The organism is Kaistia sp. SLG-1 (assembly GCF_059699055.1).
The window spans coordinates 4,539,478-4,562,500 of the sequence record NZ_AP048544.1 but is presented as its reverse complement, the minus strand read 5'-3'; the positions used below and the strand labels follow the sequence as shown (position 1 = coordinate 4,562,500).

Below are 23,023 nucleotides of genomic sequence, written 5' to 3'. Positions count from 1 at the left end.
AAGATCACGTGGTAGCGGAGCGTTCCGTAAGCCTGTGAAGGGAGACTCGTGAGAGCTCCTGGAGGTATCGGAAGTGCGAATGCTGACATGAGTAACGACAAACAGTGTGAGAGACACTGTCGCCGAAAGTCCAAGGGTTCCTGCGTAAAGCTAATCTGCGCAGGGTTAGCCGGCTCCTAAGGCGAGGCCGAAAGGCGTAGTCGATGGGAATGGGGCGAATATTCCCCAGCCTGCGGGTAGTGACGAATGCCGTGTATCGTAGTGCCTTATTGGATTGGTGCTGCGGTGAAGGTGTTCCAGGAAATAGCTCCCGCGTATAGACCGTACCCTAAACCGACACAGGTGGACTGGTAGAGTATACCAAGGCGCTTGAGAGAATGGTGCTGAAGGAACTCGGCAAATTGCCTCCGTAACTTCGGGAGAAGGAGGCCCTCGGCTTGGGCAACCAGGTCGGGGGGGCACAGACTAGGGGGTAGCGACTGTTTACCTAAAACACAGGGCTCTGCGAAGCCGTAAGGCGACGTATAGGGTCTGACGCCTGCCCGGTGCCGGAAGGTTAAGAGGAGATGTGCAAGCATTGAATTGAAGCCCCGGTAAACGGCGGCCGTAACTATAACGGTCCTAAGGTAGCGAAATTCCTTGTCGGGTAAGTTCCGACCTGCACGAATGGCGTAACGACTTCCCCGCTGTCTCCAGCACCTACTCAGTGAAATTGAATTCCCCGTGAAGATGCGGGGTTCCCGCGGTCAGACGGAAAGACCCCATGAACCTTTACTATAGCTTTGCACTGGCATTCGTGTTTGCATGTGTAGGATAGGTGGTAGGCTTTGAAGCATGGGCGCCAGCTCGTGTGGAGCCATCCTTGAAATACCACCCTTGTGAATATGAATGTCTAACCGCGGTCCGTCATCCGGATCCGGGACCGTGCATGGTGGGTAGTTTGACTGGGGCGGTCGCCTCCCAAAGTGTAACGGAGGCGCGCGATGGTGGGCTCAGACCGGTCGGAAATCGGTCGTCGAGTGCAATGGCATAAGCCCGCCTGACTGCGAGACTGACAAGTCGAGCAGAGACGAAAGTCGGCCATAGTGATCCGGTGGTCCCACGTGGACGGGCCATCGCTCAACGGATAAAAGGTACTCTGGGGATAACAGGCTGATGATGCCCAAGAGTCCATATCGACGGCATCGTTTGGCACCTCGATGTCGACTCATCACATCCTGGGGCTGGAGAAGGTCCCAAGGGTTCGGCTGTTCGCCGATTAAAGTGGTACGTGAGTTGGGTTCAGAACGTCGTGAGACAGTTCGGTCCCTATCTGCCGTGGGTGTAGGAATATTGAGAGGATCTGTCCTTAGTACGAGAGGACCGGGATGGACGTACCTCTGGTGGACCTGTTGTGGCGCCAGCCGCATTGCAGGGTAGCTATGTACGGACGGGATAACCGCTGAAGGCATCTAAGCGGGAAACCCACCTCAAAACGAGTATTCCCTTGAGAGTCGTGGTAGACCACCACGTTGATAGGCCGGGTGTGGAAGTGCAGCAATGCATGCAGCTTACCGGTACTAATAACTCGATCGGCTTGATCACTCCCATTAATCCATGCTCATCCGCTCCAACGCAGATGACCATCGACGACAAAAGCAGCTAACCCTGCAAAACCAGTTTCTTCTGTGCTTCGCCGGCCTGGTGGTCATGGCGAGGAGCCTGAACCCGATCCCATTCCGAACTCGGCCGTTAAACTCCTCCGCGCCAATGGTACTTTGTCTTAAGACACGGGAGAGTAGGTCGCTGCCAGGCCTGCAAAGCACAGAAACCCTTCGAAACATTCTCTCTACGATGAAACACAACAAAAACCCCGCCGCGCGACACCTTCGCCGGCGGGGTTTTTGCGTTTACGACACCAGCCGCGAAATGACGGCCGGGAATCGACGCGCGCCGGACGCCGGCGGTCCCAGGCGCAGACGCCGCCACAAGCACCAAGGCGCGGAAGAGGGGCAAAAGCGCCAGGGCAACGGCCGGGCGGGGTGAAAGAGCCCACGGCACGGAAAAGCGCCAGCCCGGAATAGACCCGCACAAGCCCTCAAACCCGGGTGGCCGCGGCCGAGCTGCGGAGGAGGGGGCACGCGAAGGTCGCGCGAGCGAGATCTCGGGACCGAATGGGGCAGGGGCGGTAACCCCGCTGTCCGCGTGCACTACCGCCGCCCTTCGCCTGCACCGGGTGTTGCCGTCGGGGCACGGCGGCGGCGCTAAGTTGCCAAAAAGCCGCAGTGCGCGTTGACAGATCTGTGCCCGCGGTACACTAATTCCGCACTGAGGATCGAGGACGCAAGCCCGGGTGGCATGTCTCCGCGGCCTTTCTCTTTTTCGTGCGCCAGCCTGTCCCCCGACGCGCTTCGCGCCTTATTGGATTGCCAAACATGAAGCGCTTCATCCTTGCAGCGATCCTGCTGATCGTCGTCGTGGCTATTTGTGGCAGTCTGATCTGGTTCAATTTCTTCCGAAACAAGATGATCGAGCAGTTCTTCGCCACCATGAAGGCGCCGGTCGTCACCATTTCGGCCGTGACGGTGGAACCCGCGCGCTGGACGCCGGGGATCGAGGCGGTCGGCACGGCCGCAGCTTCGGAAGGCGTCGACGTCGCGGTTCAGGCCGGCGGCATCGTCGAGAAGATCCTGTTCAAGGCGAATGACAAGGTCGAGCAGGGACAGCTACTGGTCCAGATCGACGATGCGGTCGAGCGCGCGGGCCTGGTCAGCGCCAATACCGCCGTCGCGGTCAGCCAGGACGCGTTGAGCCGCGCCCAGGCGCTGCTGCAGCGCAATGTCAGCACCGTCGCCTCGCTGCAGGATGCCCAAAACAATCTGGACAAGGCCAAGGGCGCGCTTCAGCAGCTCGAGGCAACCCTCGACCAGAAGGCGATCAAGGCGCCGTTCGCCGGAACGATCGGTATTCCGAAGATCGACGTCGGCCAGTACGCGCAGCCGGGTACGGTCGTCGCGACGCTGCAGAACCTCGACAAGATGAAGGTCAATTTCACCGTTCCGGAACAGGATCTGGGCTCGCTGAAGATCGGCCAGACCGCCCGCTTCGGCCTCCGGGAGGACGATCTCAGCTTCAAGGGCACGATCACCGGCATCGATCCGAAAATCGACGCCGCCTCACGCCTGGTGACGGTTCAGGCGATCCTCGATAATCCCGACGGCACGCTGCGTCCCGGCCAGTTCATCCGCGTCCGCGTCGACCTGCCGGTCGAGGACGGCGTGATCGCGCTGCCGCAGACGGCCGTCACGATCAGCCTCTATGGCGCCTATGTCTATGCGGTGCAGGACGCTCCGGAGGCAACGGCGGACCCCGCCAAGGCCGATGCGAAGGCTGATGCCAAACCTGCGGACGCCAAGCCGGCGGACGCCAAGCCGGCGGATGCCAAGGCTGCGGATGCGAAGCCCGCGGACGCCAAGCCGGCGCTCGTTGCCAAGCAGATCTTCGTCAAGCCCGGCCGCCGTTCCGGCGACCTGATCGAGATCGTCGAGGGCGTCACGCCCGGCATGCGGATCGTCACCTCGGGACAGAACAAGCTGTCGAGCGGCAGCCCGGTCGCCGTCGACAATTCCGTCACGCCGGTCAAGGGCGCCACGGTGAACCCGGAGGCTTCGAAGTCATGAGCTTTTCGGAACTCTTCATCCGCCGTCCGGTTCTCGCCACCGTCGTCAGCCTGATGATCCTGCTGCTTGGTGCGCAGGGCATCCTGTCGATGTCGATCCGGCAATATCCGAAGGTCGACGAAACCGTGGTGACGGTGACGACGATCTATCCGGGCGCCAGCGCCGACGTCATCCAGGGCTTCATCACCTCGACGATCGCCAAGTCGGTGTCGTCGGCCGAGGGCGTCGACTATGTGACGTCGAAGAGCTCGCTCGGCGTGTCGACGGTTTCCGTCTTCATGCGGCTGAACACCAATCCGGACAAGGCGTTGACCGAGGTCATCGCCAAGGTCCAGCAGGTGCGCGGCAAGCTGCCCGTGGAGGCCGAGGATCCGGTGATCCAGAAGGGCACCGGCTTCCAGTTCGCGTTGATGTATCTCGCTGCGCGCAGCGACAACATGAACCCGCAGCAGCTGACCGACTATCTGATCCGCGTCATCCAGCCGCGCTTCGCGACGGTCGATGGTGTCGCCAACGCCGACATTCTCGGCGCGCAGGAATTTGCCATGCGCGTCTGGATAGATCCCGTCGCGCTCGCGTCGCGCAATGTCACGGCGACCGACGTCCTGGCGGCGATCAAGGGCTCCAACTTCCTGTCGGCGCCCGGCAAGACCAAGAACGAGTTCTACGCCTATTCGATCGAGGCGAAGACGACGCTGCAGGATCCCGAGACGTTCGGGGCGCTGCCGATCCGCTCCAACGGCGACGAGATCGTGCGGTTGCGCGATGTCGCGACGATCGAGCTCGCGGCGGCTTCGACCGATACCGAAGTCCGGTTCAACGGCGAGGAAGGCGTCTTCCTCGGCATCTTCCAGACCCCGTCGGCGAACCCGCTCGACGTGGCGGCGGGCGTGCGCAAGGAACTGCCCCTGATCGCGCAGTCGCTGCCCGAGGGCATGCATATCGAACTCGTCTACGATTCGACCGAGGCGATCAGCGCGTCGATCGAGGAAGTGGCTCGCACGATCCTGGAAGCCTCCGCGATCGTCGTCGTCGTCATCTTCCTGTTCCTGGGTTCGTTCCGCTCGGTCATCATCCCGATCGTCACGATTCCGCTGTCGCTGATCGGCGTCTGTTTCATCCTCTGGGCGCTCGGCTATTCACTGAACACGCTGACGCTCCTCGCCATGGTGCTGGCGATCGGTCTCGTCGTCGACGACGCGATCGTGGTGGTGGAGAACATCCACCGCCACATCGAGGAGGGGTTGAAGCCGATGAAGGCGGCGATCGTCGGCATGCAGGAGATCACCGGCGCCGTCATCGCGATGACGATCACGCTGGCGGCCGTGTATGCGCCGATGGCCTTCACGCAGGGCGTCACTGGCGCGCTGTTCCGCGAATTCTCGATGACGCTGGCCGGCGCGGTGATCCTGTCCGGCTTCGTCGCCCTGACCGTGTCGCCGATGATGTCGGCGCGCATCCTGAAGCCGGGCGGCGGGCGCATCCAGCACTTCATCGACGGGGTCTTCGACCGTTTCGGCAACTGGTATGCGCGTCGGCTCGTCGGTTCGCTGAAGGTCCGTCCGATCACGCTGATGATGGTCGTCGCGATCCTCGGCACGATGGTGTTCCTGTTCCTCCACACGTCGACCGAACTGGCGCCGGAGGAGGACGAGGGTGCCATGTTCACGCTGATCACGGCGCCGCAATATGCGACGATCGACTACACGCAGCTCTATGTCGACGAGATCGCGCAGAAGACCGCCGACATTCCCGAGCGCCAGGCGCTGTTCTCGATCGCCGGCAGCGGCGCCGCCAACTCGGCCTTCTCCGGCCTGGTGCTGAAGCCCTGGGGCGAGCGCACGCGCTCGCAGGCTCAGGTGCAGCAGGAGGTGCAGGGCCGTCTCGACACGGTGTCGGGCGTGCAGGCCTTCGTGTTCGCAGTCCCCTCGCTTCCGGGTACCGGCGGCGGCCTGCCGATCCAGTTCGTCGTCCAGTCGACCGAGCCCGCCGATCGCGTCTATGCGGTCGCCGAGGAGATCAAGAACCGCGCCATGGCGTCGGGCAAGTTCATCGTGGTGCAGAACTCGCTCTCCTTCGATACCCCGAAGGTGAACGTCGTCATCGACCGCAACCGCGCCGCCGCCCTCGGCGTCTCGGTCGCGGAGATCGGCAACACGCTGACGCTCCTCGTCGGCGAGAACGGCATCTCGAAGTTCGACCGTGAGGCTCGCGCCTACGACATCATCACCCAGGTGCCGGAGAAGTACCGGCTCAATCCCGAGAGCCTCGGCGCCTTCTTCGTGCGCGCGCAATCGGGCGCCATGGTGCCGTTGTCATCGGTCGTGACCATCGACACGGTCGGTTCGGCGCCCGCGATCGAGCAGTTCAACCAGCTCAACTCGGCGACGCTGGCCGCTCTGCCGCGGCCGACCGTGACGTCGGGCGATGGCTTGGCGGAGCTGCAGCAGATCGCGAGCCAGGTGCTGCCGCCCGGCTACTTCATCGAATATGCCGGACAGTCCCGTACCGAGCTCGAGACCGGCAATTCGCTGCTGATCGTCTTCGGCCTCGCCATCATCGTGATCTACCTGGTGCTGGCGGCGCAGTTCGAGAGCTTCCGCGATCCGCTCATCATCATGATGTCGGTGCCGCTCTCGATCTTCGGCGCACTGATCCCGCTCAATCTGGGAGCGGCGTCGCTGAACATCTACTCGCAGGTGGGCCTCATCACGCTTGTCGGCTTGATTACCAAGCACGGCATTCTGATGGTGGAGTTCGCCAACCAGCAGCGCGAGGAGCGGGGCCTCAATCGTCATGACGCGATTGTCGAGGCGGCTCGCGTTCGCCTGCGGCCGATCCTGATGACTACGGCCGCCATGGTGTTCGGCGTCGTGCCGCTGCTGTTCGCGGAGGGCGCCGGCGCCAAGGCGCGCTTCTCGATGGGCCTCGTCATCGCGACGGGCATGTCGATCGGCACCATCTTCACGCTGTTCGTCGTGCCGATGTTCTACACGTACCTCTCCAGCGCCCATGCGAAGCGCGAAGAGGACGAGCCGACGGCGCCCGCCTCTGGCGAGACACCGGCTCCGGCCCACTGACAACCGAAAAGAAAACGGCGCCCAAGGGCGCCGTTTTCGTATCCGCGTCATGACGATGGGTCAGATTGACGGCATGAACGAACTTCGGACCGGCCCACTTCCATCCGAGCCGCCCCCAGAGGTGTCGGCCGGCCGGGTTTTCCTGGAGTTCCTGAAGCTCGGCCTGACCTCCTTCGGCGGGCCCGTGGCGCATATCGGCTATTTCCGCGATCGCTTCGTCCGCCGCCTGCGATGGCTGGATGAAGAAGCTTTCGCCGATCTGCTGGCGCTGTGCCAGTTCCTGCCCGGGCCGGCCTCGAGCCAGCTCGGCATGGCGATCGGCCTCGAAAAGGCGGGACTGGGCGGAGCGCTGGCGGCCTTCGTCGGCTTCACGCTGCCCTCCGCGTTGATCATGGCGGTGCTGGCGTTCGGCTTCGCCGCCGGCGGCGATCGCCTCGACGCCGGCGTGCTGTCGGGGCTCGCAGTCGTCGCCGTCGCCGTGGTGGCGGAAGCGGTCCGCGGCATGGCGATGTCGCTCGCCAGGGGCTGGTGGCTCGGCGGCATCGCCGTTGCCGCGACGATCCTTGCCGTGCTGTCGCCGGGCGGCGCGACGCAGATCGCCATCCTGCTCGCCGCCGGCCTTGCCGGCTATGCTCTCGGGCCGTCCGTGGGCGCGGCGACGGTCGTCGCGGCGCATCCCGGCATTTCGCGCGAGGCCGGGTTCGCCTCGCTCCTGGTGTTCTTCCTGCTGCTGTTCGGCCTGCCGCTCGCCGCCCATCTCGCCTCGCAGCCGGAGCTGGCTCTCTTCGGCGGGCTGTATCGCTCGGGCGCGCTCGTGTTCGGCGGCGGCCATGTCGTCCTGCCGTTGCTGCAGGATGCCGTGGTGGCGCCCGGCTTCATCTCGGATCGCGCTTTCGTCGCGGGCTATGGCGCCGCCCAGGCGATGCCGGGGCCGCTCTTTAGCCTGTCGGCGTGGATCGGCGTTGCCGCCGGATTGCCGGACCCGGTATCCGGCGCGCTGCTTGCCGTGCTGGCGCTGTTCGCGCCGGGACTTCTGCTTGTCCTGGCCGTCATGCCGTTCTGGCAATCCCTTCGGCGGATCGCCCCGGTCCGTCGCGCGCTCGCGGGGATCAACGCGGCGGTGGTCGGCCTGCTCGCGGCGGCGCTCTATGATCCCGTCTTCACGACGGCGATCCACGGGATGCGGGAATTGCTGCTGGCGTTCGCCTGCTACGCGCTGCTCGTGCCGGCGCGCATTCCGGCCTGGGGCGTCGTCCTGTTCGCGGCCTTCGGCGGGTGGTGGATCCACTGAAGCGCGGGTAGAGCGGCGGCAGCCAGCCGCTCGTCCCTGGAAGGCGCCGGTCAGACGACCTTTTGCGGCACCTTGATGGCGGGGCTCTTGGCCGGCTCGGCCACCAGCGTTTCGAAGCCGCGGCCGGTCATGTTGCCGCGCATGCGGCCGAGAAGCTTGGCCATCAACTCGGTCTCCGAGGCGGAGGCGCCTTCGAGAGCTTCCGCCATCACGTTGGAGCCGATGATCTTCATCTGGTCCAGAAGGGGGCGGACCTTCTCGGTCAGGTGCAGGCGCCGGGCCCGACGATCGGCAGGATCCGGAACGCGCGCGACATAGCCCAGCGCTTCCAGCCTGTCGATGTGACGGGAGAGGGTGATCGGCTCGACGTCGAGCGCGTCGGCGACCGAAGCCTGGTTCGAGCCCTCATTGTGGAACAGATAGGCCAAGACCTGCCACTGGGCGCGCGTCAATTGGCAACTCTGCGCCCGCTGATCGAAGGCACGTCGAATCAAACGCGCAACGTCGTTGATCAGGAAGCCGAGATCATTCTCTGAGGGCGGAGTATTCATGACTACCTATATAATAAGCTCGTGAATATTACGCAATGTGACTTTATTGGGCCGGCCGCGCGGAAAACGGGGGAAATGGTGGATTTCGACGGCGAAGCAGGATAAATCGATTCAAGAAGACCTAGCCCTTTCCGCCAATCGCCTTCCGCATGTTCACCGATATAGCATTTTATGCTGCCGCGCTGCCTGCCGTGGCGCTTGCCGGGCTGTCCAAGGGCGGCTTTGGCGGCGCAATGGGCATGCTGGCGGTTCCGGTGCTTGCCCTCGTGATCTCGCCGATCCAGGCGGCCGGTATCATGTTGCCGATCCTTCTCGTCATGGATGGCATCAGCCTGTTCTTCTACCGGCGGATGTTCGATCGCCGGACACTCCATGTCATGCTGCCCGCCTCGATCCTCGGCATCGCCGTCGGCTGGATGACGGCCGCCTATGTGAAGGAAGATTTCGTTCGATTGCTGGTCGGCCTGATCTCCATCCTGTTCGCGCTGAACTACTGGTTCGGCGACCGGCTGCGCGCCGAGCCCCGGCCGTCCAGCGGACCCAAGGGTGCGTTCTGGGGCGGGATCGCCGGGTTCACGTCCTTCGTCAGCCACGCGGGCGCGCCGCCCTTCCAGATGTATGCGCTGCCGCTGCGGCTCGACAAGCAGGTCTTCGTCGGCACCTCGGTCATCTTTTTCGCGGTTACCAACGCCGTGAAGCTCGTGCCGTATTTTTTCCTCGGCCAGTTCGACACGGCCAATCTCACGACGGCGGCGGTGCTTTTTCCGTTCGCGGCGCTGATGACGGTGGCCGGAATCTGGATCGTGCGGGTCATCGACCAGACCCTATTCTACGGTCTTTCCTATGTTTTCGTCGCCGTGATCGGGCTGAAGCTGACCTGGGACGGAGCCATGTCCCTGCTCGTTCATTGAAGAGCTGGCATTGAAGAAGCCGGGCGGCTGCCGTAAGCCCGCCTTGTTCGCCGGCTAGTTCGGCGACATCGTAACGGATCGCCGGAATTCCAGGGTTCTCGTATGTATCGCGCCTTTCCCAATCCCATGCCGCGTGACTATCGGATCGATTTCTTCCGCGGGTTGGCGCTGATCTCGATTTTCGTCAATCACATTCCGGGCAATCTGTATTCGAATTTCACGCATAGAAATTTTGGCCTTTCCGACGCGGCCGAGATCTTCGTCCTGCTTGCCGGCGTCTCCGCGGCGCTCGCTTATTTCCCGCGTTTCGCGTCGGGGCAGGCGGTGGCATCGACGGGACTGGTGGGGAAGCGGATCGGCACGCTCTACATCGCCCATCTGGCGGCGATGGCGGCGGGCTTTGCCATCTACGCGGCCGCCTCGATCTCGCTGGATGCGCCGGGCCTGATGCTGCCGGACGAGCGGCACTGGCTCGTCGAGCAGCCCGTCCAGGCGCTCGCCGGCATCGGCATGCTCACCTACCAGACCGGCAACTTCAACATCCTGCCGATGTACATGGTCATGATGGCGATGCTGCCGCTGATGATGCTGCTCGCCCGCGTCCATCTCGGACTGGTGCTGGGCGCCAGCTTCGCCCTCTGGCTGGTCACCAACATCTTCCGCCTGACCATCCCGAACTTCCCGGGCGATGGCGGCTGGTACTTCAATCCGCTCGCCTGGCAGTTCCTGTTCACGATCGGCTTCGTCGGCGGCGTCCTGCTCCGTCGCGGCGAGCGACTGCCATTTTCCCGCGCCGTCTACTGGTTCGCGCTGTTCTATCTCGTCGCGGCCGCCGGGCTGGTCTATGGCGGCCTTTGGGGCACGTTCCCGAGGCTGCCCGAGTGGTTCTGGCTGTCCGGCTTCAACAAGACATGGGTCGGCGTCTTCCGCCTGCTGCATGTGCTGTCGCTGGCCTATGTCGTGATCTTCAGCCCGCTGCCGGGGATCCTGAAGCGCTGGCTCGACGAGGGCAACTGGATCGTCCGCCTCGGGCGCCACACCCTGCCGGTGTTCTGGCTCGGAACGCTGCTCAGCGTCGCCGGCCATATCGTCCGCGAGAACGTGCTGGGGCTTCCGAACGATCCGATCTTCACGGGTTACAGCCTTGTGGCCGACACGGTGCTGATCGGCGCAGGGCTCGCCGCGCTGTTCGCGCTGGCCGCCTATCTCGACTGGATCCGTCCGCAGCCGAAGCGCCGGCCGGCGGCTGAGACGGCTCCGAGCGGGGCGAACTCGTCCGGCATGGTGGCGGCCGAGTAGCTCGTCAAAGCAAAAGCGCCGCGAAATTCGCGGCGCTTCGCAAGTAAGATGTCACCAATCAGTGAACGGTGCTGTTGCCCTTCAACCGGGCTATCTCGTCCTTGAGCTGCAGCTTGCGTCTCTTCATGGCAGCCAATTCAAGCGTATCGGCACTCGGGTGGTTGGCTGCCTGGTCGATCTCCCTGGAGAGCGCCTCGTGGCGCCGTTCCAGTTCGGCAAGATGCGAATCGATGGACATTAATACTGCCTCCCTTCGTTGATCGATGACGGCACGCGATCGTGCCATGGACGCGGGTTGCTGTCGAACCGGAACTGACGCACGACCACGTCACGGGACGTCGTCGTGGCAACCCCGGCTCTCTTCTGATCTGTGGCCCGGGGAGGCGAGGTTCAAGGGGGCAAGGCGCGATCCGCCTCTCGCTTGGCCGGGGCCAAGCATGTATCCTTGGCGCCAGGGCCGTCCAAACTCGGCAAGGTTGGGGTGAATGACCGAGGAAGAAGAACAGGAAATCCGCTTCGAACTGGCACGGCTCCGCCAGGAACACAGCGACCTCGATGCCGCGATTTCGGTGATGTCCGAAACCGGCAAGATCGATCCCTTGCGCATCCAGCGCCTGAAGAAGCGCAAGCTGGCGCTGAAGGACCGCATGGTCTCGCTGGAGGATCAGCTGCTGCCGGATATCATCGCCTGATCAGCCGGCGCTTCCCGGCAACAGCGTTTCGGCCGCCGCGATCAGCCCGTCGACCGTCATGCCCGCTTCGATCATCACGACCGCCGACTGCGACGTGATGCCGGCGTCCGCCGACAGCTGCAGGCCGGCGATCGCCCGTTGCAATCCGTTGACGCGATGGCCGCAATCGGCCGGCGTCGAATTCCAGAGCACGACTGCGAACTGCTCGTTGCCCGTCCGCGCGGCGACGTCGCAGGAGCGGATGCCGGCGCGCAGCGTCTGCCCGATGGCGCGCAGCGCGCGATTGAGGCCGCCTTGCCCGCCGGCCGAGCGGATTGCGTCGAGGCCGTCGATGTCGATCAGGGCGATGCCGCAGGTCATCGGATAGCGGGTCTGGAAGGCGATGGCGCGTTCGATTTCGCGCAGGAAGGCGCGCCGGTTGAACAGGCCGGAGATCGGCTCCTCCGCCGCTTCGACCTCGAGGGCCGCGATGCGGTGCTGGCTGGCGTCGAGGGCGCGGCGGAGCGTCGCCACCTCTTCGGCCAGGCGCATGACCAGCGAGCGCTGCTCGACCGGCAGGTCCGGCAAGGCGTCATTGGACGTGATCTCGCGACGGCGCGAAGCGGGGGCCGGATCGCGTTCGATCGGGGTTTGGGGACGGGGGATGGGAGCCGGGGCGCTGGACATGGCCAATCTTTGCCGTGGCTTGGTTCAATTCTGGTTAACGACGCGTAAGTCCTGAACCGCGCCTTGCGGCCGGGGCGTCCCTCTCTATAATCCGCCGCCTTCCCCCAAGGTCGGAGACGAGAACTTGGCAGACAAGACGGCGCCAGTCGCCATCATCATGGGCAGCCAATCCGATTGGCAGACGATGCGGCACGCGGCCGAAACGCTGGATGCGCTCGGTGTCGCGCATGACGACCGGATCGTCTCCGCGCACCGGACGCCGGACCGGCTGGTCGACTTCGCGAAATCCGCCCGCGACCAGGGTTTCAAGGTCGTCATCGCCGGCGCCGGCGGCGCGGCGCATCTGCCCGGCATGTGCGCGTCGATGACGCCGCTGCCGGTGCTCGGCGTGCCGGTGGAATCGAAGGCGCTTTCCGGTCAGGACAGCCTGCTTTCGATCGTGCAGATGCCGGGCGGCATCCCGGTGGGTACGCTGGCGATCGGCAAGGCCGGCGCCATCAATGCCGCGCTGCTCGCCGTGTCGATCCTCGCCCTGAACGATCCCGAGCTCGCGGAACGTCTCGACGCCTGGCGCGCCGCGCAGACCGCCCGCGTCGCCGAAAGCCCCTCCGATGAAGGCTGATGCGATGCTGAAGCCCGGTTCCACCATCGGCATCCTGGGCGGCGGCCAGCTCGGCCGGATGCTGGCGACCGCGGCGGCCGAGCTCGGCTTCCGTTGTCATGTCTATTGCCCGGACGGCGAAAGCCCCGCCTTCGACGTCGCGGCGGCCCGAACCGTCGCGGCCTATGAGAACGAGAGTGCGCTTTCCGCCTTCGCGGGATCCGTCGACGTCGTGACCTATGAGTTCGAGAACGTGCCGGCGGCGACCGCCGCCTTTCTCGGCGAGCAGGTCGCGGTTCTACCCGGGCCGCGCGCGCTGTCGGTGTCGCAGGACCGGCTGTCCGAAAAGGAGCTGATGCGGAGCCTCGGCATTCCGGTCGCCCCGTTTGCCGCCGTCGATGACGTCGCCGGGCTGGGGGCGGCGCTTACGGCGCTCGGCCGGCCGTCGATCCTGAAGACCCGACGCTTCGGCTATGACGGCAAGGGCCAGGTGGCGATCCGCGCCGGCGACGACGCGGCGGCCGCCTTCGCGGCGATTGCCGGCAAGCCGGCCGTGCTCGAAGGCTTCATCACCTTCGCGCGCGAGGTTTCGGCGCTGGTCGTTCGCGGCCGAAGCGGCGAGACGGCGGTCTACGACATCGTCGAGAACGTCCACCGCAACCACATCCTCGCCACCTCCACCGTGCCGGCCCAGCTCTCGGACGCGACCGCCGACGCGGCGCGGGCGATCGCGGCCAAAGTGGCGGAAGCGCTCGATTATGTCGGCCTGCTCGCGGTCGAGATGTTCGTCGTCGAGGAGGCGGGCTCGGAGCGGCTCCTCGTCAACGAGATCGCCCCGCGCGTCCACAATTCCGGTCACTGGACCCAGGACGGCTGCCTGGTCTCGCAGTTCGAGAACCATATCCGCGCCATCGCAGGCTGGCCGCTCGGCTCGACCGAGCGCCATTCGGATGCGGTGATGACCAATCTGGTCGGCGCCGAGGCGGATGCATGGCTGGATCTCGCCGCCGAGCCGGGCGCGCGGCTGCATCTCTATGGCAAGAGCGAGAGCCGGCCGGGCCGCAAGATGGGCCATGTGAACCGGATTTCGCCGCGCCGCCGCTGAGCGTGGTCAACGACATCCTCCATCCCTTCCGCCCGTGGGAGGGGTGGAGCCGGTTTCGCCGACAAGCGCTGTGCCGGCTATGCAGCCGGGCCTTTCGGTTTGCCGCTTGACGCCCCATATCAGGGCCCTTGCCGTCAGGGGTGGCGCCATTGCCGCAAAGGCGCTATCGAAGGCCCGATTTCCGCCCACGAATTCCGACAAGAACAAAGACATTCGCCATGACAGAGCCGAAGACCGTCTATCCCGCCGCCGAGTCGTCGCCCTCCTTCCCCAAGATCGAGGAAGCGATCGGCGCATGGTGGAAAGAGAACGAGATCTTCGAGCGCTCGATCGAACAGCGTCGGGAGCAGGGCGCGTCGGAATTCGTCTTCTATGACGGACCGCCCTTCGCCAACGGCCTGCCGCACTACGGCCATCTCGTCACCGGCTTCGTCAAGGACCTGGTGCCGCGCTATCAGACGATGCGCGGCAAGGTCGTCGACCGCCGTTTCGGCTGGGATTGCCACGGCCTGCCGGCCGAGATGCAGTCGGAGAAGGAACTCGGCGTCTCCGGTCGCCTCGAGATCCTGAAATATGGCGTCGCCCGGTTCAATGAACATTGCCGCACCTCGGTGCAGCAGTTCACGGCGGACTGGGAATACTATGTCACGCGCTCGGCCCGCTGGGTCGATTTCAAGAACGACTACAAGACGATGGACCTCTCCTTCATGGAGAGCGTCATGTGGGCGTTCAAGCAGCTGCACGACAAGGGCCTGATCTATGAGGGCTACCGCGTCGTGCCCTATAGCTGGGCAGCCCAGACGCCGCTGTCGAACTTCGAGACGCGCCTCGACAACTCCTACCGCATGCGCCAGGACCCGGCGCTGACGGTCGGCTTCCTGCTTGACCCGGTCGAGGGCGAGAGCGTGCCGACGCGCCTGCTCGCCTGGACGACGACGCCCTGGACCCTGCCGTCCAACATGGCGCTGGCGGTCAAGGCCGATGCTGACTACGCCGTGCTCCAGAAGGGCAATGAGCGCGTCATCCTCGGCGCGCCGCTGGTGGCGAACTACGCGCATGAGCTGGCTGATTACCAGGAGGTCGCGACCGTCTCGGGCGCCGATCTCGTCGGCCGCACCTATCAGCCGCTGTTCCCCTTCTTCGCCTCGAAGCGCGAAGAGGGCGCCTTCCGCGTGCATGCGGCCGCCTTCATCGAGATGACCGACGGCACCGGCGTCGTCCATATCGCTCCCGCCTTCGGCGAGGACGACATGGCGCTGGCGCAGTCGAACGGCATCCCGGTCGTCGACCCCGTCGACTTCGCCGGCAATTTCACCGCCGAGGCGCCGTCCTTCGAAGGCCAGAACGTCTTCGACGCCAACAAGGAAGTGATCCGCGAGGTCAAGGCTCAGGGCGCGGTCCTGCGGCACGAGACCTATGACCACAACTATCCGCATTGCTGGCGCACCGACCAGCCGCTGATCTACAAGGCGCTGCGCTCCTGGTATGTCCAGGTGTCGGCCTTCAAGGATCGCATGGTCGAGCTGAACCAGGGCATCGACTGGGTGCCTGGGCATATCAAGGACGGCCTGTTCGGCAAGTGGCTGGAGAATGCGCGCGACTGGAACATCGGCCGCAACCGCTTCTGGGGCTCGCCGATCCCGGTCTGGAAGTCGGATGATCCGAACTATCCGCGCCTGGACGTCTATGGCTCGCTCGACGAACTCGAGCGGGATTTCGGCGTGCGCCCGAAGGATCTGCACCGGCCCTATATCGACGACCTGACCCGCCCGAACCCGGATGATCCGACCGGCAAGTCGGTGATGCGCCGCGTCGAGGACGTGCTCGACTGCTGGTTCGAGAGCGGGTCGATGCCGTTCGCGCAGGTGCATTACCCGTTCGAGAACAAGGACTGGTTCGAGGGCCACTTCCCCGGCGACTTCATCGTCGAGTATGTCGCGCAGACGCGCGGCTGGTTCTACACGCTGATGGTGATGGCGACCGCCCTGTTCGACAAGGCGCCGTTCCGCTCGGTCGTCTGCCACGGCGTCGTGCTGGACGAGAACAAGCAGAAGCTCTCCAAGCGCCTGAAGAACTATCCGGACCCGATCGAGGTCTTCAACACCTACGGCGCCGACGCGCTGCGCTGGTATCTGGTGTCGTCGCCGCTGCTCTCCGGCGGCGATCTCGCCATGCCGAAGGACGGCCGTGCCATCGCCGAGACGGTGCGCCAGGTCATGCTGCCGATCTGGAATGCCTATTCGTTCTTCACGCTCTACGCCAATATCGATGGCATCAAGGGCCGGCTGGTGACGACCGCCGAGGCCGAGCTCGACCGCTACATCCTCGCCAAGACCGCCGACCTGATCCGCGGCATCGAGGCGTCGATGGAGAAGCTCGACCTCGCCGGCGCGACCAACGCGTTCCCGCCCTTCATCGAGGCGCTGAACAACTGGTTCATCCGTCGCTCGCGCGACCGGTTCTGGAAGTCGGAGAAGGACGCTGACAAGCAGGCCGCCTACGACACGCTCTACACTGTGCTCGTGACGATGACGCGCGCCCTGGCGCCGTTCCTGCCGTTCCTGACCGAGCACATCCACCGGGCGCTGGTCGACGGCGAGAGCGTGCACCTGGCCAACTGGCCGGATGCTTCGGCGCTAGTCGACGACAAGGCGCTGGTCGAGCGCATGGATCTGGCCCGCACGGTCGCCTCGGCCGCCGCCTCGATCCGCACGGTCAAGAACCTGCGCACGCGCCTGCCGCTGCGCTCGCTGACGATCGCGCATCCGGGCTTCGAGAAGCTGGCGCTCTTGAAGGACGTCATCGCCGACGAGGTGAACGTCAAGGAAGTCGTGCTGGCGGTCGATCCGTCCGCCTTCGGCCAGGTCGTGCTCGCCGTCGATCCGAAGATCGGCAAGCGGCTCGGCAAGGGTCTGAAGGACGTGCTCAATGCGGCGCGGGCCGGCGAGTGGGAAGATCTCGGCGGTGGCCGCTATGCCGTCGCCGGTCAGACGATCGAGCCCGGCGAATACGAGCTGCGCTTCAAGGCCAATGAAGGCCTCGACGCGGTTGCCTTCGACGGCGCCGCCGGCGTGGTCGTGCTCGATACCCATGTCGACGAGGCGCTGGAGCGCGAGGGTGTCGCCCGCGACTTCATCCGCCTGGTGCAGACGGCGCGCAAGGAAGCCGGCCTCAACATCTCGGACCGGATCCATATCGAGGTGAAGATCGCGAACGGCGCCGCCGCCGCGATCCTCGCGCATGAGGATCAGGTCCGCGCCGAGACGCTGGCCGAGACGCTGCGCCCGACCGACGGCCAGCCGGAAGGCTTCGTCTCCGAGACGAGCCTGCTCGACGAGCCGATCGCCATCGGCGTCCGCGTCGCGCGATAAGGCGCGACGTTGATTGATGTTTTCGCCCGGCCGGTCGCGGCCGGGCGAAATTTTCCCGGTTTCGGCCGGACGATCGGGGGACTGAAATGACGCCTTTGTCCATTCTCGAGCTCGTCCGCGTGACCGAGGAGACCGACGCGCGCGGCGCGCTCGACAACGCCCGCGACGTCGCGGCGCATGCCGAGCGCTACGGCTACAACCGCATCTGGGTGGCCGAGCATCACAACATGCCGGGCATCGCCAGCGCCGCGACCTCGATCGTGCTCGCGCATATCGCGGCCGGCACCAAGACCATCCGCGTCGGCGCCGGCGGCATCATGCTGCCGAACCATGCGCCCTATGTGATCGCCGAGCAGTTCGGCACGCTGGCGCGGCTCTTCCCCGGCCGCATCGATTTGGGCCTCGGCCGGGCTCCGGGAACGGACCAGATCACGCTGCGGGCGCTGCGCCGTTCGCCCGACAATGCCGAGAATTTTCCGCAGGACGTGTTGGAATTGCAGGCGTTTCTGGCGCCGGCCGGTCCCAGCCAGCGCATCGTCGCCGTGCCGGCGGCGGGCACCGAGGTGCCGCTCTGGATCCTAGGCTCCAGCAACTTTGGAGCCATGCTGGCGGCCGAGCTGGGACTGCCCTACGCCTTCGCCTCCCATTTCGCGCCCGATCTGCTTTTGCCGGCGCTCGAGATCTACCGGAGCCGCTTCAAGCCTTCGGAACAGCTCGACCGGCCCTACGCTATGGTCGGCGTCAATGTGATCGCGGCCGAGACGGATGACGAGGCAAGGCGTCTGGCGACGACGCAGCAAATGTCGTTCGCCGACATCTTTCGCGGTGCGCGGGGGCTTTCCAAGCCGCCGATCGACGATATCGAGACCTACTGGTCGCCGATGGAGCGGGCGCAGGCGAAGCAGATGCTGGCCCGCTCGATCGTCGGGTCGCCGGATACTGTCCGCGCCGGCATGCAGGCGCTGGTCAAGGAGACCGGCGCCGACGAGCTGATCCTCGTCTCGGACGTCTACGACCACTCGGCGCGGCTGCGCTCGATCGAGCTGATCGCTAGAGCCGGCGGGATCGGCGCCGGTTAACAGCGCCGATCCTGTTAGCGTCCCGGTAGCGAAGCGTTAGCGCGCCGCCTGCATCAGCGGGTAGGACCGCCGCACCGTCTCGGCGATGACCGCGGCGACGGCCGCCTTGATCAGATCGCCCGGCACGAAGATCAGCGATCCCTTGGCGGCATCCCAGAGCGACAGCTTGGCGACCATGGCGAGCCAGGGGATGCCGATCAGGTAGACGACACCGATGCCGCCGATCGCCGAGAAGACGAAGAACCAGACGGCGTTCATCCGGCGCCAGTTCAATTCGGTCAGCCAGCCGGTGACGAAGGCGGCGAACGGCCAGGCGATGATGAAGCCGGCGGTCGGTCCGAAAAAGACCGAGAGGCCGCCATGGCCGCCGGAAAGCAGCGGCAGGCCGAGCGCCACCAGGAGCACGAAGAGCAGGATGGCAAGCGCACCTCGCTTGGCGCCGATCAGGCTGCCGGCCAGCATGACGCCGAGCGTCTGCGCGGTGATCGGCACCGGCAGGAAGCCGACTTGCAAGGCCGGCACCAGATTGATCGCCGCCATCAGGGCTGCGAACAGCGCGATATAGACGATGTCACGCGTCGAAACGTCCCGGCTCATCGGATTGTCGTCTCCTGTTGGGGGATCCTCGATCCCCAAGGCTTAGTCTTCAAGTCTCGTAGCCGCGCGCCTCGATGGCGTCGGCGAGTTCATCGGCGGATTTCAGCGTGCGGATGATCAGCGGCACGATCAGCGCCAGCGGATTGGCGGCCAGCCCGCGCGCCGCCTGCGCCTCGCGGATATGGCGGAATTCCTCTGATATCAGCGGCACGAAGCGGATGGCGAGCGCGATGGCGAGACCGACCTTCTCCGGATTGACGCCGAGCGGCCGCAGCGGGCCGAGCCCCCATTCGACCAGCTCCGCCATCTCCGATACCGGCGTCGTCAGCGTCACGGCGCTGGCGAGCAGGATCAGCGTCGCGAAGCGCGCCACGGTCAGAAGGCCCTCGGCGATCGACCCGAAGACGAGATGGAAGGCGAAGATGACGCCGAGCAGGATCGCCGGCCCGCGCAACTGCGCCATCAGGCTGCGGAAGGGCGCGCCGGTCGAGAGATAGACGGCGAAGGCGAGCGGCACGCTGGCGAAGATGGCAATCTTTGACGGCACCAGGAAGAGCGCCAGCGAGACGACTAGCAGTGCCGAAAGCTTGGCGCCGGCCGTCGCGCGGTGCAGCCTCGAATGGCCCGGATAGAAGAGCCCGATCGTCATCGCATCCGCTCGCGATAGAAGGGCAGCACTTCGCCCGGCAATCCGTCGGCGGCGACGCGGCCATCCTCGATCATCAGCACGCGCTCGAAGCCGGCGATCAGCTCGAGATCGTGGCTGACGACGAGGGCCGGGTGCGGCAGCGCGTCGATGGCGGCTGCGACGCGGTTGCGGTTGCGGAGGTCGAGCAGCGTCGTCGGCTCGTCGAAGACGAGGATTTCGGGATTTGTGACAAGCACCGCCGACATCGCCACCAGCTGCTTCTCGCCGCCGGAAAGCATGTGCACCGGCCGCTCGCGCAGATGGCCGAGATCGTAGCGCGCCAGCGCCGCGTCGATGCGCGCGTCGATCTCCGCTTTGGGGATCTTGCGCGCCTTGAGACCGAAGGCGAGGTCCTCGCCGACGATCGGCATGACGATCTGGTGGTCGGGGTTCTGGAACACGAAGCCGACCTTGCGGCGGATCGCCTTGACGTCCTTCCTCGTGTCGACGCCGTCGACCAGCACGCGCCCCGCCTTCGGCAAAACCAGCCCGTTCAGCAGCCGCGCCAGCGTGCTCTTGCCGGAGCCATTGGCGCCGACGATGCCGATGCGGCGCTCGGGAAGCGCGAGATCGATCCCGGTCAGGACGGGCCGGCCATCGAAATCATGGCTGACCGCTTCGAGCACGATCATTGAGCCTTCGGCCCCCGCTTGCGGATTGTGCGATGCCGCATGCGATAGAGCGTGTCCTTCGCCGGGTCAATTGTCGCAGGTGGGGGAGGGGCTGCGCAGGACGAATTCGTCGAGATTGCCGATTCCATCGGGTCTCTCCAGCATCGCCGCCACGGTTGCTGCTCTGGAAGGGGCACGGGTTGGCCGGATGCCTTCGGCGCGCAGCACCACTTCCGCCGCGGCCCGTGCGTCTTCGCCGGCATCGTGGTGATGGAATTCGAGCCCGAGATGAATCTTGAGATGGGCCAATCCATGCCCGCCATTGCCCTTCAGTTCGGGCCAGGCGTTCCGGGCGACCTGAACGCTGTCGCGCCAGGACCAGCTCGGCGCGGCGCGCCCCGCATTTGTACAGGCGGCGGAAATGGCGCTGCGGTCGAAGCCGGAATGCTGATAGATGATCGCGCCGTCCAGCGCGGTTTCCAGGACGGGCAGAACCTCCAGGAACGTCGGCGCGCCCCGCACCTTGCCGGCCGTGATGCCGTGCAGACCGCTCCAGAGCCAGATGTCGGTCCTCGGGTCGACGAAGGTCACCCATGTCTCGATCGAATGATCGGCCCGCACGCAGGCGACGCCGATCTGGCAGATGCTGCCCCGATCGTTGTTGGCCGTCTCCACATCCAGCGCGAAGAAACGGAAGGGACCTTGCGGAAAGGGCTGCCAGTGCATCGACACTCTCGGATTCGCAGGAACGTAGGATGGCGGCGTTCCATGCGCTTCCGGCAGCGGTAGGCTTCATCCAGCCCGCCGAGGCGGGATCTTGCCATCATGCAGGAAGACGGGCGCTCCTTCAAAGGCTGGATGGCGGTTACCAGCTCTATCATGGAACGTTCACGCCTTTGCTTGTGTCTCATGCCCTGCCGCATGCGATAGACCCATGCCTTATGCTGGGTCATTCGTCGCAGGCGGCGCTTCGATGCACCGACTGTCAAACTCGCCTACCGGCAGAAGCGGCGCGAGAATGCTGCTTGCGTCTCTATGCATTATGATTTAATAATTATGCATAATGCATAGAGGAGAAGAGACATGGCTACGAAGTACGTGTTTGAAAGCATCAAGCGAGCGATCGAGGCCTCTCCCCGTAATGGCTATGTGGCTGAGCTTCATCTGCAGGTCGTTAAGTTCGCCGTTGATCTAGAAGAGGTATCGGGAAAAGAGTTCTGCGAAGAGCTTGGCCTCGGAGCCGCTTGGGGGACTGAGTTCAGTAAGATGAAAAAGATCGCACCGCGCCTCCGGGCTGCAGGGCTCGATCCTGCGCGAATTTGAACCAATATCGATAGACGGATATCGCTTTCGGGATCGTAGCAACGGGCATTCCATCGCGTCAGCCGACGATGGAATGCCCAAGGACTTGTTGGGTCGCCTCAAAGTGAGCCGACCACTCTCGCTTGGCGTCGCCTCAGGCCGGCTGCGCCTGCCTTTGGCGGAGCGGCGGGAAGGTCAGGGCGATCGCCACCGCGCCGAGGCCGACGATCGACGAGCCGATGAAGAGCCACGCATAGTTCTGGTAGGTGTCGAAGATCCACCCGCCGATCCACGGCCCGAGCGCCATGCCGAGGCTCGACAGCAGGGTCGCCGCGCCGAGCACGGCGCCGAGGTTCTTCTGGCCGAAATAATCATGCGCGAGCACGGCATAGAGCGGCATCACGCCGCCATAGGCGGCCCCGAAGATCAGCGCCAGCAGATAGAATTGCTCGAGTTGGCCGACGAGGCTGTAGGCGGCGATGACGATCGCCTGCACCAGGAGGCCCGCGACCAGCACCGGCTTGACGCCGAGCCTGTCGGCGCCGACGCCGAGCAGGATGCGGCCGCCGAGGCCTGCCAGTCCCTCGACGCTGTAGATGCTGACCGCCGCCATCGGCGAGACGCCGCAGACGATGGCATAGCTCACCATGTGGAAGATCGGCCCCGAATGCGCCGCGCAGCAGGCAAAGAAGGTGAGGCCGAGGATCCAGAACTGCGGCGAGCGCAGGGCGCCCTGCATCGTCATGCCGCCGACCGCGGAGCCGTCGGCGGCGGGGATCGCGGCGGGAGCCGTGGTCCTGGGAGGGGTGCGCAGCAGCAGCGTCGCCGGCAGCAGGACGACCCAGGTGCCGATGCCGATCGCCAGCATGGCGACGCGCCAGTCATAGGCGGTGATCAGCCAGCGGGCGAAGGGCGAGATGGTCATCGGTGCCATGCCCATGCCGGCCGAGACCAGCGAGACGGCGAGGCTGCGGTTGGTGTCGAACCAGCCGGTGACGGCGGCGATGACCGGGGCGAAGAAGGCGCTCGCGGCGAGGCCGACGAGAATGCCGAAGGTCAGCTGGAAGGCGAGAAGCGAGGTCGCCCGGCTGGCGAGAACGAGCGCCAGTCCGAGCAGAAGCGAGCCGATCAGCACGACGACGCGCGGCCCGAAACGGTCGCTCGCCGCGCCCCAGCCGATGCCGGCCACGCCCATGATCAGGAAGTTGAGCGTCATGGCGCTCGATATGCCGGCCCGCGACCATCCGGTGTCCGCGGACATCGGATCGAGGAAGACGGCGAGCGAGAACATGGCCCCGATGGCGACGCAGCCCATCAAGGCGCCCGCGAAGACGACGAGCCAGCGATTGAAACCGGTCATGCTGTGTATCCTTCAAAAAAGCGGACTTCGCACGGGCGCAACCGACCGCTGCCCTACAGCAAGCCCGACGAACGAGGGGCAGCGACTTCGACAGGCTGGCGGAATTTTATCACGAGAGGGTCGGGTCGGAGGAGGAGACGGGGAAGGAAGAACCCTCACC

19 protein-coding genes and 2 rRNA genes (1 of these 21 cut by a window edge) are annotated in these 23,023 nt (G+C 65.0%); 13 read left to right on the top strand and 8 right to left on the bottom strand.

The genetic code is table 11. The features are described from left to right. The 5 genes from AC6HZP_RS21230 to chrA form a co-directional block, all read left to right on the top strand. Positions 1 to 1,584, top strand: a 23S ribosomal RNA gene (locus tag AC6HZP_RS21230) (it extends 1,168 nt beyond the left edge of the window). 95 nt (positions 1,585 to 1,679) lie between these two features. Continuing rightward, a 5S ribosomal RNA gene (gene rrf, locus AC6HZP_RS21225) occupies positions 1,680 to 1,794 on the top strand. A 620-nt stretch (positions 1,795 to 2,414) separates the two neighbouring features. Further along, complete coding sequence (locus AC6HZP_RS21220) at positions 2,415 to 3,659, top strand: efflux RND transporter periplasmic adaptor subunit (protein ID WP_497524435.1); 1,245 nt, start codon at positions 2,415 to 2,417, stop codon at positions 3,657 to 3,659. Further along, positions 3,656 to 6,739, top strand: a complete 3,084-nt coding sequence (locus AC6HZP_RS21215) for an efflux RND transporter permease subunit (protein WP_497524434.1) — start codon at positions 3,656 to 3,658, stop codon at positions 6,737 to 6,739. Before AC6HZP_RS21220 ends, AC6HZP_RS21215 begins: the two co-directional genes overlap by 4 nt. Before the next feature lie 73 nt (positions 6,740 to 6,812). Further along, positions 6,813 to 8,030 carry a chromate efflux transporter gene (gene chrA, locus AC6HZP_RS21210; RefSeq protein ID WP_497524433.1) on the top strand — a complete coding sequence of 406 codons (1,218 nt, stop codon included), beginning with the start codon at positions 6,813 to 6,815 and terminating at the stop codon, positions 8,028 to 8,030. A gap of 50 nt (positions 8,031 to 8,080) precedes the next feature. Here chrA and AC6HZP_RS21205 read toward each other — a convergent pair whose 3' ends face one another. Continuing rightward, a complete protein-coding gene (locus AC6HZP_RS21205; protein WP_497524432.1) occupies positions 8,081 to 8,482 on the bottom strand; it encodes a MarR family winged helix-turn-helix transcriptional regulator in 402 nt (133 codons plus the stop codon). Between the two features lie 248 nt (positions 8,483 to 8,730). Here AC6HZP_RS21205 and AC6HZP_RS21200 point away from each other — a divergent pair, with 248 nt between their 5' ends. Further along, a complete protein-coding gene (locus tag AC6HZP_RS21200) occupies positions 8,731 to 9,492 on the top strand; it encodes a sulfite exporter TauE/SafE family protein (RefSeq protein ID WP_201400911.1) in 762 nt (253 codons plus the stop codon). 102 nt (positions 9,493 to 9,594) lie between these two features. After that, positions 9,595 to 10,791 carry an OpgC family protein gene (locus tag AC6HZP_RS21195; RefSeq protein ID WP_201400910.1) on the top strand — a complete coding sequence of 399 codons (1,197 nt, stop codon included), beginning with the start codon at positions 9,595 to 9,597 and terminating at the stop codon, positions 10,789 to 10,791. 58 nt (positions 10,792 to 10,849) lie between these two features. Here the strand turns inward: AC6HZP_RS21195 and AC6HZP_RS21190 are convergent, their stop codons facing one another. Then, positions 10,850 to 11,029, bottom strand: coding sequence for a YdcH family protein (locus AC6HZP_RS21190; protein WP_201400909.1), 180 nt, complete (start codon positions 11,027 to 11,029; stop codon positions 10,850 to 10,852). Positions 11,030 to 11,276: 247 nt separating this feature from the next. Between AC6HZP_RS21190 and AC6HZP_RS21185 the strand changes: the two genes are divergently transcribed. Next, entirely contained in the window at positions 11,277 to 11,483 is a 207-nt protein-coding gene (locus AC6HZP_RS21185) for a YdcH family protein (protein ID WP_018181485.1), read from the top strand. Here AC6HZP_RS21185 and AC6HZP_RS21180 read toward each other — a convergent pair whose 3' ends face one another. Next, positions 11,484 to 12,149, bottom strand: coding sequence for a GGDEF domain-containing protein (locus AC6HZP_RS21180; RefSeq protein WP_497524431.1), 666 nt, complete (start codon positions 12,147 to 12,149; stop codon positions 11,484 to 11,486). It abuts the gene before it with no gap. Between the two features lie 157 nt (positions 12,150 to 12,306). Here AC6HZP_RS21180 and purE point away from each other — a divergent pair, with 157 nt between their 5' ends. The 4 genes from purE (at position 12,307) to AC6HZP_RS21160 (ending at position 18,305) form a co-directional block, all read left to right on the top strand. Beyond that, positions 12,307 to 12,771, top strand: coding sequence for a 5-(carboxyamino)imidazole ribonucleotide mutase (gene purE / locus AC6HZP_RS21175; RefSeq protein ID WP_497526835.1), 465 nt, complete (start codon positions 12,307 to 12,309; stop codon positions 12,769 to 12,771). Continuing rightward, positions 12,761 to 13,855, top strand: coding sequence for a 5-(carboxyamino)imidazole ribonucleotide synthase (locus AC6HZP_RS21170; protein WP_497524430.1), 1,095 nt, complete (start codon positions 12,761 to 12,763; stop codon positions 13,853 to 13,855). Before purE ends, AC6HZP_RS21170 begins: the two co-directional genes overlap by 11 nt. Positions 13,856 to 14,073: 218 nt before the next feature. After that, on the top strand, positions 14,074 to 17,226 hold the full coding sequence (gene ileS, locus AC6HZP_RS21165) for an isoleucine--tRNA ligase (protein ID WP_497524429.1): 3,153 nt from the start codon (positions 14,074 to 14,076) through the stop codon (positions 17,224 to 17,226). 86 nt (positions 17,227 to 17,312) lie between these two features. Further along, complete coding sequence (locus AC6HZP_RS21160) at positions 17,313 to 18,305, top strand: LLM class flavin-dependent oxidoreductase (RefSeq protein WP_497524428.1); 993 nt, start codon at positions 17,313 to 17,315, stop codon at positions 18,303 to 18,305. A 36-nt stretch (positions 18,306 to 18,341) separates the two neighbouring features. Here AC6HZP_RS21160 and AC6HZP_RS21155 read toward each other — a convergent pair whose 3' ends face one another. The 4 genes from AC6HZP_RS21155 to AC6HZP_RS21140 all read right to left on the bottom strand — a co-directional run bounded on the left by AC6HZP_RS21155 (position 18,342) and on the right by AC6HZP_RS21140 (position 20,927). Continuing rightward, positions 18,342 to 18,902: a biotin transporter BioY gene (locus AC6HZP_RS21155; RefSeq protein WP_497524427.1), complete on the bottom strand. Its 561-nt coding sequence runs from the start codon at positions 18,900 to 18,902 to the stop codon at positions 18,342 to 18,344. Between the two features lie 49 nt (positions 18,903 to 18,951). Then, complete coding sequence (locus AC6HZP_RS21150; RefSeq protein WP_497524426.1) at positions 18,952 to 19,551, bottom strand: energy-coupling factor transporter transmembrane component T family protein; 600 nt, start codon at positions 19,549 to 19,551, stop codon at positions 18,952 to 18,954. Then, the gene (locus tag AC6HZP_RS21145) at positions 19,548 to 20,222 is read right to left on the bottom strand and encodes an energy-coupling factor ABC transporter ATP-binding protein (RefSeq protein ID WP_497524425.1); all 675 of its coding nucleotides are present in this window, start codon (positions 20,220 to 20,222) and stop codon (positions 19,548 to 19,550) included. The genes AC6HZP_RS21150 and AC6HZP_RS21145 overlap by 4 nt, the downstream gene beginning before the upstream one ends. A 66-nt stretch (positions 20,223 to 20,288) precedes the next feature. After that, positions 20,289 to 20,927: an exonuclease domain-containing protein gene (locus AC6HZP_RS21140; RefSeq protein ID WP_497524424.1), complete on the bottom strand. Its 639-nt coding sequence runs from the start codon at positions 20,925 to 20,927 to the stop codon at positions 20,289 to 20,291. Positions 20,928 to 21,284: 357 nt separating this feature from the next. Between AC6HZP_RS21140 and AC6HZP_RS21135 the strand changes: the two genes are divergently transcribed. Then, positions 21,285 to 21,524, top strand: a complete 240-nt coding sequence (locus tag AC6HZP_RS21135; protein ID WP_497524423.1) for an HTH-like domain-containing protein — start codon at positions 21,285 to 21,287, stop codon at positions 21,522 to 21,524. 133 nt (positions 21,525 to 21,657) lie between these two features. On the opposite strand, the gene AC6HZP_RS21130 is transcribed toward AC6HZP_RS21135, so the two are convergent. Then, positions 21,658 to 22,863 (bottom strand): MFS transporter, encoded by a 1,206-nt coding sequence (locus AC6HZP_RS21130; protein WP_497524422.1) that lies wholly within the window; start codon positions 22,861 to 22,863, stop codon positions 21,658 to 21,660. Positions 22,864 to 23,023 lie beyond the last annotated feature (160 nt).